Genomic DNA, 13372 nt, shown 5'->3' with positions numbered 1-13372 from the left:
GCGCTACTTCCCCTCGCCCAGCTTCGCCTCGACCTTCTCCAGCCGGGCCGACAGGTCGCGCAGGGTGGCGCGGATCTCGGCCAGCTCATCGGATACCGGCGGGGCCAGGGCGGCGTCGTCACGGACGAACACGCCCTTGCCCTGCTGGCCGATGACCAGTCCCTCGTTCCGTAGGACCCCGACGGCGAGTTTCACCACGCTCAGCGAGGCGTCGTAGGCGGTGGCGAGCTGGGTTGTGGAGGGCAGCGGATCGCCGGGCGCGAGAGTGCCGCGCCGGATCTGGTCGCGCAGGTCGTCGGCGATCTGCAGGTAGCCCGGTCGCCCGGTGTTCTTGACCATCCGCCCTCTTTTTCCGCCTTCCCGTCCTGCCCGAACCAGTCAGCCGCTGTAAACAGTCTCACCGGTTCCACTAGTTCAGCACAGACACGCGACCAGGCCAACCATGAGAACGTTGACATCCAGGCCAACTAGGTTGACTATGTTGGCTGAGACGAACAAGGAGGTCCATCCATGCGCACGATCCCGATCCCCGTCGACACCCACCGGCTCCGCTTCACCTGCGTCAAGGCCGCCCGTCCTCGCGTCATCGACCAGGACAGCGGAAAGATCAAGACCGACAAGGACGGCAACAAGGTCTACGAATCCGTGCTCCTCGCCGAGGACGAGTTGGGCCGGATCGAACTGGTCAAGGTCGGAACCTCCGGAGAACCGCCCATCGCTCCCGGACAGGACGTCGTCCCCACCGGCATGGTCGGCTACGTCTGGGAGATCCCCAGCAACGGCACCGCCCGCTGGGGCATCAGCTACAAGGCCGCCTCCATCGTCCCCGTCTCCGGCAGACCAACCAGCGGGAGCGGCGATGCCTGACCTGCCGCAGTCCCTGCTCGTCCTGGCGACCGCGCTGGCCGTACTGGCGACCTGGCGGTTCTGGCCGATGGTCGGCTACCCGTTCACCGCCCTGAGCGTGCGGGCCTCCTGGCGCAAGGTCGCCCTCGGCTGCGGACTGACCAAGAAGCGCGCACGCTGGGCCTTCACCCTCACCCCCGGCGCCCTGGTTTCCACCGGCACCGTGAAGGTACGGCGCCGCTTCCGCCGGGTCGCCGTCGACACCACCCCGTGGATACGGTTCCCGCTGCCGACCCGCCACGGCTGGCGCGTCACCGTCCACCTGCTGGAGGGACAGATCCCCGACGACTACGCCCAGGTCGCCGAACGGCTGGCGCACTCCTGGGGTGTGCACGCCGTACGCGTGTCGTCCCCGCGCCCCGGACGGGTCGTCCTGGCCGCCGTCATCCGAGATCCCCTGATGCGGGTCGATCGGCTACCGCCCTCGGAGGAACCGCTCAAGGTCACGGTGGGCCGCCTGGAGACCGGCGCACCATGGGTGATCGACTTCCGAACCGTCCCCCACTGGCTCAGCGCCGGAGCGACGCAGTCCGGCAAGTCCAACCTCGCCAACGCCCTCATCGTCGGCCTGGCCCCGCAACCGGTGGCGTTGGTCGGCTTCGACCTCAAGGGCGGGGTGGAGTTCACCCCCTACGCGCCCCGGCTGTCGGCACTGGCCACCACCCGCACCGAGAGTGTGGGCCTGCTCGATGACCTGGTGACGCTCATGCTCAACCGGATGGACCTGTGCCGGAGAACAGGCGCCCGCAACCTCTGGCAGCTTCCTCCCGCCGTACGGCCGGTGCCGGTCGTGGTCCTGGTCGACGAGCTGGCCGAGCTGTACCTGATGGCCGCCAAGTCCGAGAAGGACGAGGTCGCCCATACCTCTACGACCCTGCTGCGGGTGGCACGGCTTGGCCGGGCGTTCGGGATCTACCTGTTCTGCTGCGGCCAGCGCATCGGCTCCGACCTCGGCCCCGGCGTCACCGCGCTACGCGCCCAGTGTTCGGGGCGGATCTGTCACCGGGTCAACGATCCGGAGACCGCGACCATGACGCTCGGTGACCTCGACCCGGCGGCCCTGGTCTCCGCGCGGGCGATCCCGGCCGAGACGCCGGGGGTGGCGATTGTGGCCTCCCAGGACGGCCAGTGGTACCGCGCCCGTTCCTTCCACGTCTCCGAGACCACCGCCGAACACGCGGCCTGGATGTACGCCGACCTGACCCCGTCCTGGGCGGAGATCACCGCCCCCGCTCCTGCGACCGAATTCGACCCCGCCGACCTGGACGAACTCCTCACCGCCTGACCTGCCACAAGGAAGGGGGACACGATGCGACGCCTCATCCGTTGGCTGCTGGACGCCGGGCCGATCCTGACCCTGGCCGCCATCGCGGGTGCCGGATCGTTCACCCACATCCGCGACACCGCCGCCGAACACGGCCAGACCGGGTGGATGTCCTGGGCGGTGGCCGTGTGCGTCGACCTGACCTGCGTCATGGCCGCCCGGGAACGCCAGCGCGACAAGCACACCGGCCGTACCCGCAACGGCTGGATCTCCTGGCCCACCCTTGTCCTGGTCGCCGGGATCGTCCTGTCGCTGGCCGCCAACCTCAACCAGGCCGACCCGTCCCCGTGGGGATGGATCACCGCCGCCACCCCGGCCGGGGCGTTCCTCGTCGCCGTCTCCATGCTCGAACGGCGCACCTCAGCCCCTCGTACTGCGCCGGAGCATAAGCCCTCCTCCTTTATTTCGGATGTCGTCCCCAACCCGGCCCCGCCCTCTATCCCGGGGACCGTCCCTGAACCCGTCCTCGCTGAACAGGCCGAGCAGGACGGGCCGTCCTCAGAGCTCCTCGACTACGCCCGGCGCGTGGCCGAGGAATACCAGACCGCGCACAGCAGGCCCATCAGCCGCGACACGCTGCGCGCCCGTCTGGGTGTGTCCCATCAACTGGCCTCCGACCTGCTGCGCACCCTGCGCATCTCGCCGGACGCCCTGTGAAGAGGAGAACCGATCATGTCCACCGACACCCAGCGCCGTACCGCCTTCATCGGCGGCCTGCGCGACCTGGCCTTCTTTCTGGAGGCCAACCCCGCCGTCCCCGTCCCGACGGACTCGACGATCGTCACCTACTACCCCGAGCAGGGCACCGACGATGACCTGTGCGCCGAGATCGACCGGATCGCCGCCCTGTGCGGCACCTCCGTGGACCCGCGACTGCTGCCGCTGGGCCTCTACACGATCTCGCGCTGCTTCGGCCCTGTCCACGTCGAGTGGACCGCCATCCTCAGCATCGCCAAGCCACCGCATGAGTCCTGAGCCACCCGACGAGCCGGTGACACCGGCTGAGATCCCGTCCCGGTGGTGGCGGTGCTGCACCTGCGGCGGCACCGGACTCGACAGCTACGGCACCACCTGCGAACACTGCGACGGCCTCGGCTTCTGCTGAGCCGTCGGCGCCCCCGGCCTGGCCGTACATCCGCCAAGACGCCCGCCAGGTCGGGGGCCATCCCCCTCACCCGAACGAGTGAAAGGAGGAGACCATCTTGCCCACAATCCACCCTGATCCGCACGCAATCGCAGGCATGATCACCCGCCTCAACGACCGCAACTACCCCCGCTGGGCCTCCCAGATCCACCGGACGGGCGGTTGCCGCCAGCCGATCCACCTACGGGGCCGCGTCCTGCACGTCGACCGCTCCACCGGCCGGCTCCTGCACTCCTACACCACCGCCACCGAACCCGACGGCGTACTCCGGCTGCCGTGCAAGACCCGGCGGGCCTCCCGCTGTCCGGCCTGCGCCGAGGTCTACCGGGCCGACACCTACCACCTCATCCGCGCCGGACTCGTCGGCGGCAAGGGCGTCCCGCCCTCGGTGACCGCTCACCCGTGCCTGTTCGTCACCCTCACTGCCCCGTCCTTCGGAGCCGTCCACACCCGCCGAGAGAAGAACGGCAGACCGCTGCCCTGCCGTCCCCGCCGGGACGCCGAGAGGTGCCCGCACGGCCGGGTGATGTCCTGCACCGCCCGTCACGGGGCCGAGGAGTCCTGCCTGGGCGAACCTTTGTGCCCGGACTGCTACGACTACACCGGCTCGGTGCTGTTCAACGCCCTGGCTCCCCAGTTGTGGAAGTACTTCACCGACGCCCTACGCCGCCGCGTCGCCAAAGCCGCAGGCCTGACCCTGCGGGAGCTGCGCACCCAGTGCACGATCTCCTTCGCCAAGGTCGCCGAGTACCAGCGGCGCGGGGTGGTGCACTTCCATGCCGTCATCCGCCTGGACGGCCCTGACGGCCCTACCTTCCCGCCTCCGGCCTGGGCCACCGCTGATCTGCTGGCCGATGCCGTACGACACGCCGCTCACGCGGTCACCGTGACCGCTCCCGCCACCGTCAATGAGTCCGCCCGGGTCCTGCGGTGGGGGCGGCAGCTCGACATCCGCGAGATCACCCTGGACGGCGAACTGTCGGACCAAGCCGTGGCCGGCTACATCGCCAAGTACGCCACCAAGGCCGCCGAATGCGTCGGCACCCTCGACCGACGCATCAACCCCCTCGACGACCTGGCCGCCTTCAACCTGCGCGACCACCCCCGCCGCCTCATCGCCGAATGCATGCGCCTGGGTGCTCTCGACGAATACGCCGACCTGCGCCTGACCCAGTGGGCCCACATGCTGGGTTTCCGCGGCCACTTCTCCACCCGGTCCCGCCACTACTCCACCACCATGGGCGCCATCCGTGACGAACGCCGCGACCACGCCCGCACCGAGGAGATCACCACCGGCCGTCTGCCCCTGTTCGACGAGGACACCGTCCTTGTGATCTCTCACTGGGAGTACGCGGGCAAGGGCCTGTCCGCTGGAGATGCCCTGCTTGCCGCTCTCCTGAGTGGTGACCCGCCCTCACCTGTTTCGCTGGATGGCGGAGGCGGCCGATGAAGACCGACGACATGCTGACGGTGCCCGAGGTGATGGCCAAGCTCAAGGTCAGCCGGTGGACCCTCTACGCCCTGATCCGCTCGGGTGAACTCGCCTCCGTCGTGGTCGGTGTTCGCTGTCGCCGTATCCCGGAGTCCGCGCTGAGCGACTACATGATCCGACTTCGCGAGGAGGCCGCCTGATGGGCAAGCGCTCGAACGGTGAGGGGTCGGTCTTCCCGTACAAGGACGGCTGGGCGGGCTATGTCTGGGTTACCACGCCGGAGGGCAAGAGAACCCGGAAGTGGGCCTACGGCAAGACCCGTGAGGAGACCCACGAGAAGTGGCTCAAGCTCCATGACCTCGCGCGCAAGGGGCCGGTGCCGACCAAGCACCCCGCCCTTGCCGCCTACCTGACCCGCTGGCTCGCCGAGGTGATCGAACCCAACCGGGAGCCGACCACCTACGCCGGTTACGAGCCTCTGGTCCGGCTCTACCTCATCCCTGGCCTGGGCAAGAAGCGCCTCGACAAGCTCACAGTCCGCGACGTGCAGACCTGGATCAACACGCTGCCGACCTTGTGCACCTGTTGTGACCAGAAGAAGGACCACCGGCGTCCGGAGGGCAAGCGGCAGTGCTGCGCCGTCGGAAAGTGCTGCAAGGGCTATCCGTCTCGGAGCACCATCGCGAGCATTCGGCGCATCCTACGCTCCGCGCTCGGCAACGCCATACGGGAAGAGTTGATCTCCAAGAACGTCGCCGGGCTGACGGTGCTGCCCAACGCGAGCAAGACCAAGAAGGCCAAGAGCCACAGCGTGTGGAACGTCGACGAGGCCCGGCGATTCCTCGAACACGTGCGGGAAGCGAAAGAGCCACTCTACGCCGCCTACGTCCTCATCTTGATCCTCGGCCTGCGACGGGGCGAGGTTCTGGGGTTGGCCTGGGACTGTGTCGACCTCGACGGCGAACAGCTCTGGATCTCCTACCAGCTCAACCGGGTCCGTGGGCAGCTCCTCCACCGGGACACGACCAAGACGGAGGACTCGACGGCGTCCCTGCCGCTTCTCGGTCTCTGTGTCTCGGCGCTCCGGGAGCGTCGGCGAATCCAGCAGGAGGCCCGCCGGGACGCCGGAGCGAGGTGGCAGGACTCCGACCTCGTCTTCACCACAAAGAACGGGACTCCGGTCGAGCCCCGCAACTTCTACCGGTCCTTCGAGCGCTACTGCGAGAGGGCCGACGTCCCCCGCATCCGCGTCCACGACACCCGGCACACCTGCGCCTCACTCCTGGCCGCGCTCAACGTTCACCCCCGTGTCGCGATGCGCATCCTCCGGCACTCGCAAATTTCAGTAACAATGGACGTCTATACACAGGTACTCACCCCGGAGACGCGGAAGGCTCTGGATCTCCTGAACCGAAGCCTCGGCGAAAAGCTTTCGTAGGTTTACCCTGCCGCCGTCACAGGCGTGTCACCGTACGTATCGAGGCCCTCCGGCTTACCAGAGGGCCTCGATACGTACGGACTACCAGGGAGTTCTAGCTCCGGCGGGAACGCCACAGAGCGAAGATCGAGAGGACAGTGACCGCCGGGATCACCATGGCACCGATCGTCAGGTGCGCCGGGAGCATCGCCAGATCCTTTGCATTCAGCAGCGGAACGATCGTGGCTGCGGCCATCGCGGCAACGGTGATCACAGCATCCCAGAAGCGGCCCAGGTGAGGGCCACGCATCTCGCTTGAAGCAGTCACGCCCAACCCGTCAGGGGACTGAAGGGAAACCTTCAGGTTCGCGGCGTCGCTAGGGGCTTCGTCAGTGGAGTGGGTGGAGGCGGGGTTGGTGGGCATGTCGCTCCTCTCTCAGGGCACAGCTCCGCCCAGTGCGGAACATATTCGCGCCCTCTGAAGCGACTCCCGGCCCAAGCTAATCCGGAGTAAGGGGCTCGGCCGAGAATCGGTCTCTAACTAGCTCCATGCCTCTACCTCCTCAACGTTTGGGCCTCAGTTACAGGTCAAGGCCCACTCGAAGTAGGGTATCAGGCAACCACACATATGCACCAAATTGCTGCAATTCTGCTGCTCCTACATGGTTGATCGCCTGCTGGTGTGCGACTATCAGCTGAGTGACCCCGAGCCGACAGACGGGTCAGCTACTTGTGCGAGGTATGCCATGCCTTCGGAGTCAACCCCTCCTCAAGCTCGGCAGATAGTGAGCGAGCGGATAACAGTGGGGCTGGTCCCGCGAGTCTCTGAACAACTTCAGCGACTCCAAGAACGCACCGGCTTCTCGAAGACCGATCTAGTGAACAGAGCCATCACGCTCTACGAGTACGTAGAAGCAGAGGCTTCCAAAGGCAATGATCTGCTGATCCGCCAGAAAGACAACGGCGAGTTGTTCATCGTCAAGATCCTTTGATCGAGGACGACGCCAACGCCTCTTCGATGCTTCGTACCTTCAGCTAGCTGTCATCGCACGGCCAATGGGTCGCTGATCTGCTTGAACGTAGAGGTAGCTGTACACATTGCTGTACGGCTACGCAAAAGGCCCCCACCGGAACCCGGTGGGGGCCTTCTGACCTGGAGCCGCCTTCGGGATTCGAACCCGAGACCCCTTCATTACGAGTGAAGTGCTCTGGCCGACTGAGCTAAGGCGGCATGTCGCGTCCGCGTGAACGCGACCTACGGCAGTCTACAGGCTTCGCGGGGGTTTGCGCTCCACCGTGTCAGTCGATCTTCGGGCAGCGGACACCGTCCTCGGGAACGGTCAGGTTGATCAGATAGTCGTCGACCAAACGGTCCACACAGGACGAACCGCTGCGGTAGGCCGTGTGACCGTCGCCGTCGAAGTCGACCAGGACCCCCGAGGAGAGCTCGCTCGCCAGGGCCTTGGCCCACTCGTACGGCGTCGCCGGGTCACGCTCGGTCCCCACGACCAGGATGGGCGCGGCCCCAGGGGCGTCGATCTTCTCCTTGGGGGCCGACTCGATCGGCCAGTAGGCACAGGCCAGCGTCCCCCACATGATGTACGGCCCGAACAGAGGAGCGTCCTTGAGCGACTCGCGCGCCGCGGCGGCGAACTCGGCCGAACCCCGGGGGAAGGCGGAGTCGACGCAGTTGATGGCGGTGTTCGCCTCGGTCTGGTTGGCGTACTCGCCGTTCCGGTCACGGTTGACCAGCAGGTCGGCCAGGCGCAGCAGGGTGGTTCCGTCGCCGCGTTGGGCGTCGGTGAGCGCACGGCGCAGGATCGGCCACGCCTGCCGTTCGTAGAGCGGGGTGGCCAGGCCGAGGACGGTCCACGACTCACCGATCGCGCGGCTGTCGGTCCTGTTGGTGAGCGGCTGCCGGTCCGCGCGGCTCAGCAGTTCGGCGATCTGCTTCCGGGCGGAGGCCACCGTGCCCTGGAAGGGGCAGTCGGGCGCGGTGAGGCAGTTCTCCAGGAAGGCGTCGAGGGCTACCTCGAAGCCACGGGCCTGGGTGACGTTCATCTCCACCGGGGTGAGCGAGGGATCGACGGCGCCGTCCAGCACGAGGGCGCGCACCCGCTTGGGGAACAGGTCGGCGTAGACCGCGCCGAGTTGCGTGCCGTACGACTTGCCGAGGTAGGTGAGGCGTTCGTCGCCGAGGGCGGCGCGCAGCAGGTCCATGTCCTTGGCCGCGTTGGTGGTGCCGACGTACGGCAGGAGCTTGCCCGAGCGGGCCTGGCACCCGGCGACGTAGGCACGCGCGCCCTTCTCCAGGGCCGCGATCTCCTCCGGGGAGTCGGGGGAGCCGTCCAGACCGGTGTAGTCGTCCAGTTCCTTCGACGACAGGCAGCGCACGGGTGCGGAGCCGCCGACCCCGCGTGGGTCGAAGCCCACCACGTCGAACCTCTCCCGTACGGCGTCGCTCAGCACCGACTGGGCGTTGCGCGCGTACTCGACGCCCGAGGCGCCGGGTCCACCGGGATTGATCAGGATGGAGCCGACACGCTTGCCCTTCGCGGGCAGCCGGATGACGCTGATCTCGATCTTCTCGCCGTCCGGCTTGGCGTAGTCGAGGGGAACCCCCAGCTTGGTGCACTCGTAGCCACCGCCACAGGAGGTCCACGCGAGCGAGGTGGCCGCCCCGCCGTCACGAGCGGCGCCACCGTCACGAGCGGCACCGGCGTCACGGCCGTCGCGGGCGTTCACCCCCGAACAAGCCGTCGCGAACAACGTCAGCGCCGCGAACGCGGCGGCCGTACGGCGGTACCTGTGCGGTGTGACCACTCGCCTCATCCTTCTGGGTCAGGGCGTGCGAGGTCACGCGCGAGACGTTCGGATCCTACTGCGAGTCGCCGTAGGCGGCGTCGTGTTGTTTTCTCGGGGAGCAGACGGAGGCGGACGGGCAGGCGCAGCGACGGCCGCCGTCGTCGAGGCGGACGACCACCGAGTCGGAGGGGACGTTGCGCCCGACCACGGTTCCCGGGCCCTGCGCGGTGTCCACCTTCGCCCCGACCTTGGGCATTCTGCTCTGCGCCTCGGTGTAGAGGGGGTGTTCGTATTTCAGGCAGCACATCAGCCGCCCGCACGCCCCGGCGATGCGCATCGGGTTGACCGGCAGCTCCTGGTCCTTGGCCATCCGCACCGAGACCGGCTCGAAGTCCTTCAGGAAGGTCGCGCAGCACAGGTCACGGCCGCAGGGACCGATCCCGCCCTGCAGCCGGGCCTCGTCGCGGGGGCCGATCTGGCGCAGCTCGACGCGGGCCCGCAGGTTCCTGGCCAGGTCGCGGACGAGGAGACGGAAGTCCACCCGGTGGGGGGCCGAGAAGTAGACGGTGTAGACGTTGTCCGTGTCGAGGTAGTCGACCCCGACGACCTTCATGGGCAGTTCGTGCCGTCTGATGAGCCGTTTGGCGACGCTCCTGGCCTCGGCCCGCCGGCGTCTGTTGGTCTCGTCGCGGGTCAGGTGCTCCTCCCCGGCGAGGCCCTCGCACACCGGCAGGCCGTCGATCTCCTCACTCGTCCACTGCGGCGCCCAGACGCACTCGGCGACCTCGGGGCCGGCGTCGGTCGGCACGAGCACCTTGTCGCCGATCTTGGGGCTGTGGCCGCCCGGATCGAGGTAGTACAGACGGCCGTATCGGGTGAAGCTCACGGCCATGATCATGCTCATATGGCTCCAAGCGGCTGGGGTACGGCTAAGCGCCCACGCCAGCCACCCTACGCGTCACGGCCGTCCCTGGGGACTCCCAAGCCCGGGTTACCTGCCCCTGCCCTTCACCGAGCACGACGGTCGGTCCTCGTCCCCGAAGACCGTGTCGATGATGACCGACCGCAGGGAGGCGCGTTCGCGGAGGCACACGACGTCCACGGCGACGGCCACCCCGGGTAGTTCGCTCGCGGCTCCGAGCAGCGCCGCCCGGTCCGCACCCGGCCTGACCTGGACGATGAAGGTTTCCGGCATATCCGTGATCTTCACGGTCTTCAGAAGAACAGGGTTTTTGTCCTCGTACTGCCGCTGGAAGCCCTCGTAGGCCGTCCGTTGGTCCCTGAAGGAGACACTCTCCACCTCGGGCCGCCCCTGAAGCGCCCGCTGGATGCCGGCCTTCTCCGTCTCGGTCGCCTTCCCTCCCGCACATCCGGGGTGCACGGTCGCGTCACCGCTGAGGCACAGGAAGACGTTGACGCTCGATGTATCGGACTCGTCCAGAGCCCCCATGGACATGGCGACGACCTCGCTCCGGTCGGGAGAGGACAGAACAGCGGCGACCCGTACCGTCAGGAACACGGCGACGGACGCGGCGGCGGCGACAACCGCGACCGGGATCACCCACCGCCTGCGACGGCGCGAAGGCACGGTCAGCGGGCGGACGTTCACGGCGGTCGAGGCGGCGGCGGACAGGGCGTCGCGCAGACGGTTCTCCGTCTCGGTCATGGCTGCTCTCCAAGGTCTCTAAGGTCTCCAGGGTCTCCAGGACTTGCCGGGGTTCCGGACGCTCCAGGCGCTCCGGGGTCACCGAGGGCTCTGGCGAGGGCGGCCAGTCCGCGCGTGATGGTGGACCTGGCCGTGCTGGCGCCCACGCCCATGGTCTCGGCGATCTCGGGGTCCGACAGGTCGAAGTAGTAGCGCAGCGTGAGCGCCTCCCGCTGCCGCCTGGGCAGCCGGAGCAGGGCGAGAAGCACCTCACGGCGTTCCTCGCCGAGCAGCGCCGCGTGCTCCGCCGACCAGACGGGCGGCTCGTACGGCACGGCCCGCCGCCATGCCACGGCCCTGCGTCGCAGCACGGAACGGCAGCCGTTGAGCACCGCGGAGCGGACGTAGGCCAGCGCGCGCCCGGGGTCGCGCAGGCGGCGTCTGCCCGCGTGGGTGCGGGCGAACGCCTCCTGCACGACGTCCTCGGCCGTGGGCTGGTCACCGACCATGAGCAGCGCGAGCCGCACCAGCCCGAGGTGGTGGTCGGCGAACAGCGCCGCGATGTCGGTGCCGTCCCTGATCGTTGGCTCTCCGTGGGAGAGCAGTTCGGCCTTCACATCACAGAGACGCCGCCGATCGGGATCTGCTGCTTTCATCCGGCGAAAACCTCTGCCCGCCGAACCCGGACCCACCCGGCCGCTCGAAACCGGCCGCTCGAAACCGCGGGCCGTGGCCGTCAGCGGGTGAGGTCGGCGAAGGCCCTCTCCCAGCGGGCGGAGATCGTGGAGATGTCGTACTTCTCCGCCGTCCGCAGGGCGTTGGCGGCCATCCTGAGCCTGCCCTCCTCGTCGTCGATCATCTCCAGCAGCCCCTCGGCGAGGGCGTCCACGTCGTCGGGCGGGACCAGCAGCCCGTCGTGGCCGGAGGTGATGATCTCCCGGGGACCCCGGGGGCAGTCGAAGCTGACCACCGGGACGCCACAGGCGAACGCCTCGATGATCGTCATGCCGAAGCCCTCGAAGCGGGAGCTGACCGCGTGGATCGAGGCCTTGGCGAGCTCTCCCTCGATGTCGTCCGTCGGCCCCATGAACATGACGTTGTTGTGCAGGCGGAGCTTGACGGACGTCTTCATCAGCTTGTCGGCGATCCGGCCCTCGCCGTAGATGCGCAGCTTCCAGTCGGGGCGCTTCGTGATCACCTGGGCGAAGGCCTTCAGCAGCCGGTCGTAGCCCTTGACCGGCACCAGCCTTCCCGCGGCCAGCACGATGCGGTTGTCCTGCTTCGAGCGCGGGCGCGCCCCTCCGGCCAGGCCGTTGCCGATGGTGTAGACCCGGGTCCCCGCCTGGCCGAGCATGGCGCGGTAGTCGCGTTCGTCGGCCTCGGTGAGGGTGACGACCGCGTCGAGCCTGGGGTACCACTGCCGGATCTCCTCGAAGATCCCGGGCTTGTGCGCCTCGAAGTGCAGGTGCTCCTGGGCGATCCTCACGACCCCCCTGCGGGCGAACCTGGCGGCCATGATGTTCAGCCCGGCCCTGGTGGTGACGAGCACGTCGGTGCGCAGCCGCCGCAGCTCCCGCCTGAGCACCTCGTCGCTCCAGGCGGTGAAGGAGGGGTAGGCGCGTTCCTCGGGGTGGACGAGCGTGCTCTCCATCGCGCTCAGCCGCTCGGCCCGCTTCGTGTACGGCCAGCGGACCCGTGCCCCCGGCCGCAGGTCGACCAGCGAACGCAGCCTGACCTTCTCCCCCAGCGGCAGGAAGGGCCGGTCGGCGTGCTGGAAGACGCTGATCACCTCGACGTCGTGCCGTTCGGACATCTCGGTCGCCAGGTCGAAGGTGGCACGGATCGTGCCGCCCATGCCGTACGCGTTGAGGATCAGGTAGGAGACCTTCACGCGGCCTCCTCCTCGACACTGAAGGCGACGGCCAGGCTGTCGCTGTCGGTGTAGTACGGCCTGACCCTGATCCGGCCCACGTGCTGGGCGGGAAAGCGCACCTTGGTCTTCTTGTCGGCGACGTCGTCGAGCCGGGCGGCCAGCGGCAGCCGTACTCCCGCGATCTCGGCGTGCAGGTCCCAGAAGACGCGCTTACGCGCCTGGCCGTCGGCCATCGGTTCGATCAGGACGCTGCCGCCGAAGCGCCGTCCGCCGAAGGAGGCGGGCCCGCTCACCGGTTCGGTCCCCTTGCGCGGCACGGCCACGAGCCTGGCCGCCCCTTCGTACTGCTCTCCGTAGGCGACCAGGCCCTCGACCTCGATCACCCCGCCGTCGGCGACGACCCCGGTGACCTCGACGTACGGCTCGACCTCGCGGACGGTCAGGGCGAGGATTCCCGCCGACGTACGGAAGGCCCTGACCTCCCGGTCACGGGGAGTCCCGGCGTAGGCGACCAGGTCGTCGAGGGAGAAGCCGGGGTCGTCGGTGGCCAGCGGCTCCCCCCGGTGGGAGGCCAGCCATATCCCGGCCCGCAGACCTGTCAGGTCCGTCCCGGAACATTCCTCCCCTGTCTCCGCGTGCCGCAGAACGATCTCCGCGTCGTCGGCCGGAGCGGTCTGCCCCGGCCACTCGATCCGCAGTGTGTCGTCGTCTCTCACGCGGCTGGTGACGGCCCGCCGGCCCCCTGGCACCGTCACGTCCCCCCGCGATCCCATGCTGACCAAGAGTCCCCCGGTCCTTCCCTGTCCATCCCCGTCGAACAGGACAT

Annotated in this window: 17 protein-coding genes and 1 tRNA gene; 9 read left to right on the top strand and 9 right to left on the bottom strand. The window is 68.4% G+C overall.

All coding sequences use genetic code 11. The annotated features are described in order from the left end of the window. Window positions 1–3: 3 nt before the first annotated feature. Entirely contained in the window at window positions 4–339 is a 336-nt protein-coding gene (locus ABT340_RS22550) for a GntR family transcriptional regulator (RefSeq protein ID WP_352012763.1), read from the bottom strand. Window positions 340–510: 171 nt separating this feature from the next. On the opposite strand from ABT340_RS22550, the gene ABT340_RS22545 reads away from it, so the two are divergent. From ABT340_RS22545 to ABT340_RS22510, 8 genes are all read left to right on the top strand, one after another. Then, complete coding sequence (locus tag ABT340_RS22545; protein ID WP_352012762.1) at window positions 511–867, top strand: SCO3933 family regulatory protein; 357 nt, start codon at window positions 511–513, stop codon at window positions 865–867. Further along, a complete protein-coding gene (locus tag ABT340_RS22540; RefSeq protein ID WP_352012761.1) occupies window positions 860–2191 on the top strand; it encodes an FtsK/SpoIIIE domain-containing protein in 1332 nt (443 codons plus the stop codon). Before ABT340_RS22545 ends, ABT340_RS22540 begins: the two co-directional genes overlap by 8 nt. Window positions 2192–2215: 24 nt before the next feature. Further along, on the top strand, window positions 2216–2887 hold the full coding sequence (locus ABT340_RS22535; protein ID WP_352012760.1) for a DUF2637 domain-containing protein: 672 nt from the start codon (window positions 2216–2218) through the stop codon (window positions 2885–2887). A gap of 15 nt (window positions 2888–2902) precedes the next feature. Then, a complete protein-coding gene (locus ABT340_RS22530) occupies window positions 2903–3205 on the top strand; it encodes a hypothetical protein (protein ID WP_352012759.1) in 303 nt (100 codons plus the stop codon). After that, window positions 3195–3335 (top strand): hypothetical protein, encoded by a 141-nt coding sequence (locus ABT340_RS22525; RefSeq protein ID WP_352012758.1) that lies wholly within the window; start codon window positions 3195–3197, stop codon window positions 3333–3335. The genes ABT340_RS22530 and ABT340_RS22525 overlap by 11 nt, the downstream gene beginning before the upstream one ends. Window positions 3336–3471: 136 nt before the next feature. After that, window positions 3472–4824 carry a replication initiator gene (locus ABT340_RS22520; RefSeq protein ID WP_352012757.1) on the top strand — a complete coding sequence of 451 codons (1353 nt, stop codon included), beginning with the start codon at window positions 3472–3474 and terminating at the stop codon, window positions 4822–4824. Next, complete coding sequence (locus tag ABT340_RS22515; RefSeq protein WP_352012756.1) at window positions 4821–5006, top strand: helix-turn-helix transcriptional regulator; 186 nt, start codon at window positions 4821–4823, stop codon at window positions 5004–5006. The genes ABT340_RS22520 and ABT340_RS22515 overlap by 4 nt, the downstream gene beginning before the upstream one ends. After that, on the top strand, window positions 5006–6244 hold the full coding sequence (locus ABT340_RS22510; protein WP_352012755.1) for a site-specific integrase: 1239 nt from the start codon (window positions 5006–5008) through the stop codon (window positions 6242–6244). The genes ABT340_RS22515 and ABT340_RS22510 overlap by 1 nt, the downstream gene beginning before the upstream one ends. A gap of 94 nt (window positions 6245–6338) precedes the next feature. On the opposite strand, the gene ABT340_RS22505 is transcribed toward ABT340_RS22510, so the two are convergent. Further along, the gene (locus ABT340_RS22505) at window positions 6339–6647 is read right to left on the bottom strand and encodes a hypothetical protein (protein ID WP_352012754.1); all 309 of its coding nucleotides are present in this window, start codon (window positions 6645–6647) and stop codon (window positions 6339–6341) included. A 238-nt stretch (window positions 6648–6885) separates the two neighbouring features. Between ABT340_RS22505 and ABT340_RS22500 the strand changes: the two genes are divergently transcribed. Beyond that, entirely contained in the window at window positions 6886–7215 is a 330-nt protein-coding gene (locus tag ABT340_RS22500) for a hypothetical protein (protein ID WP_352012753.1), read from the top strand. Window positions 7216–7377: 162 nt separating this feature from the next. Here the strand turns inward: ABT340_RS22500 and ABT340_RS22495 are convergent. The 7 genes from ABT340_RS22495 to ABT340_RS22465 form a co-directional block, all read right to left on the bottom strand. Continuing rightward, a tRNA-Thr gene (locus tag ABT340_RS22495) sits at window positions 7378–7454 on the bottom strand. A 68-nt stretch (window positions 7455–7522) separates the two neighbouring features. Further along, on the bottom strand, window positions 7523–9046 hold the full coding sequence (locus ABT340_RS22490) for an alpha/beta hydrolase (protein ID WP_352012752.1): 1524 nt from the start codon (window positions 9044–9046) through the stop codon (window positions 7523–7525). Window positions 9047–9101: 55 nt separating this feature from the next. Further along, complete coding sequence (locus ABT340_RS22485; protein ID WP_386191631.1) at window positions 9102–9926, bottom strand: PSP1 domain-containing protein; 825 nt, start codon at window positions 9924–9926, stop codon at window positions 9102–9104. Window positions 9927–10019: 93 nt separating this feature from the next. Then, on the bottom strand, window positions 10020–10694 hold the full coding sequence (locus ABT340_RS22480) for a permease-like cell division protein FtsX (protein WP_352012751.1): 675 nt from the start codon (window positions 10692–10694) through the stop codon (window positions 10020–10022). After that, a complete protein-coding gene (locus ABT340_RS22475) occupies window positions 10691–11329 on the bottom strand; it encodes a sigma-70 family RNA polymerase sigma factor (RefSeq protein WP_352012750.1) in 639 nt (212 codons plus the stop codon). The genes ABT340_RS22480 and ABT340_RS22475 overlap by 4 nt, the downstream gene beginning before the upstream one ends. Window positions 11330–11409: 80 nt before the next feature. Beyond that, window positions 11410–12564 (bottom strand): glycosyltransferase family 4 protein, encoded by a 1155-nt coding sequence (locus tag ABT340_RS22470; protein WP_352012749.1) that lies wholly within the window; start codon window positions 12562–12564, stop codon window positions 11410–11412. Next, window positions 12561–13262, bottom strand: a complete 702-nt coding sequence (locus tag ABT340_RS22465) for a hypothetical protein (RefSeq protein ID WP_352012748.1) — start codon at window positions 13260–13262, stop codon at window positions 12561–12563. The genes ABT340_RS22470 and ABT340_RS22465 overlap by 4 nt, the downstream gene beginning before the upstream one ends. Window positions 13263–13372 lie beyond the last annotated feature (110 nt).

It is taken from the genome of Streptosporangium sp. NPDC000239 (assembly GCF_040300765.1).
Taxonomy (GTDB): Bacteria; Actinomycetota; Actinomycetes; order Streptosporangiales; family Streptosporangiaceae; genus Streptosporangium.
The sequence above is the reverse complement of the archived record's forward strand: the minus strand, read 5'-3'. Positions and strand labels throughout refer to the sequence as shown.

Bases quoted from the DNA above. Each gene is read 5' to 3' on its own strand.
- ABT340_RS22550 (WP_352012763.1), bottom strand. From the start codon at position 339: ATGGTCAAGAACACCGGGCGACCGGGCTACCTGCAGATCGCCGACGAC.
- ABT340_RS22545 (WP_352012762.1), top strand. From the start codon at position 511: ATGCGCACGATCCCGATCCCCGTCGACACCCACCGGCTCCGCTTCACC.
- ABT340_RS22540 (WP_352012761.1), top strand. From the start codon at position 860: ATGCCTGACCTGCCGCAGTCCCTGCTCGTCCTGGCGACCGCGCTGGCC.
- ABT340_RS22535 (WP_352012760.1), top strand. From the start codon at position 2,216: ATGCGACGCCTCATCCGTTGGCTGCTGGACGCCGGGCCGATCCTGACC.
- ABT340_RS22530 (WP_352012759.1), top strand. From the start codon at position 2,903: ATGTCCACCGACACCCAGCGCCGTACCGCCTTCATCGGCGGCCTGCGC.
- ABT340_RS22525 (WP_352012758.1), top strand. From the start codon at position 3,195: ATGAGTCCTGAGCCACCCGACGAGCCGGTGACACCGGCTGAGATCCCG.
- ABT340_RS22520 (WP_352012757.1), top strand. From the start codon at position 3,472: ATGATCACCCGCCTCAACGACCGCAACTACCCCCGCTGGGCCTCCCAG.
- ABT340_RS22515 (WP_352012756.1), top strand. From the start codon at position 4,821: ATGAAGACCGACGACATGCTGACGGTGCCCGAGGTGATGGCCAAGCTC.
- ABT340_RS22510 (WP_352012755.1), top strand. From the start codon at position 5,006: ATGGGCAAGCGCTCGAACGGTGAGGGGTCGGTCTTCCCGTACAAGGAC.
- ABT340_RS22505 (WP_352012754.1), bottom strand. From the start codon at position 6,647: ATGCCCACCAACCCCGCCTCCACCCACTCCACTGACGAAGCCCCTAGC.
- ABT340_RS22500 (WP_352012753.1), top strand. From the start codon at position 6,886: ATGGTTGATCGCCTGCTGGTGTGCGACTATCAGCTGAGTGACCCCGAG.
- ABT340_RS22485 (WP_386191631.1), bottom strand. From the start codon at position 9,926: ATGATCATGGCCGTGAGCTTCACCCGATACGGCCGTCTGTACTACCTC.
- ABT340_RS22480 (WP_352012751.1), bottom strand. From the start codon at position 10,694: ATGACCGAGACGGAGAACCGTCTGCGCGACGCCCTGTCCGCCGCCGCC.
- ABT340_RS22475 (WP_352012750.1), bottom strand. From the start codon at position 11,329: ATGAAAGCAGCAGATCCCGATCGGCGGCGTCTCTGTGATGTGAAGGCC.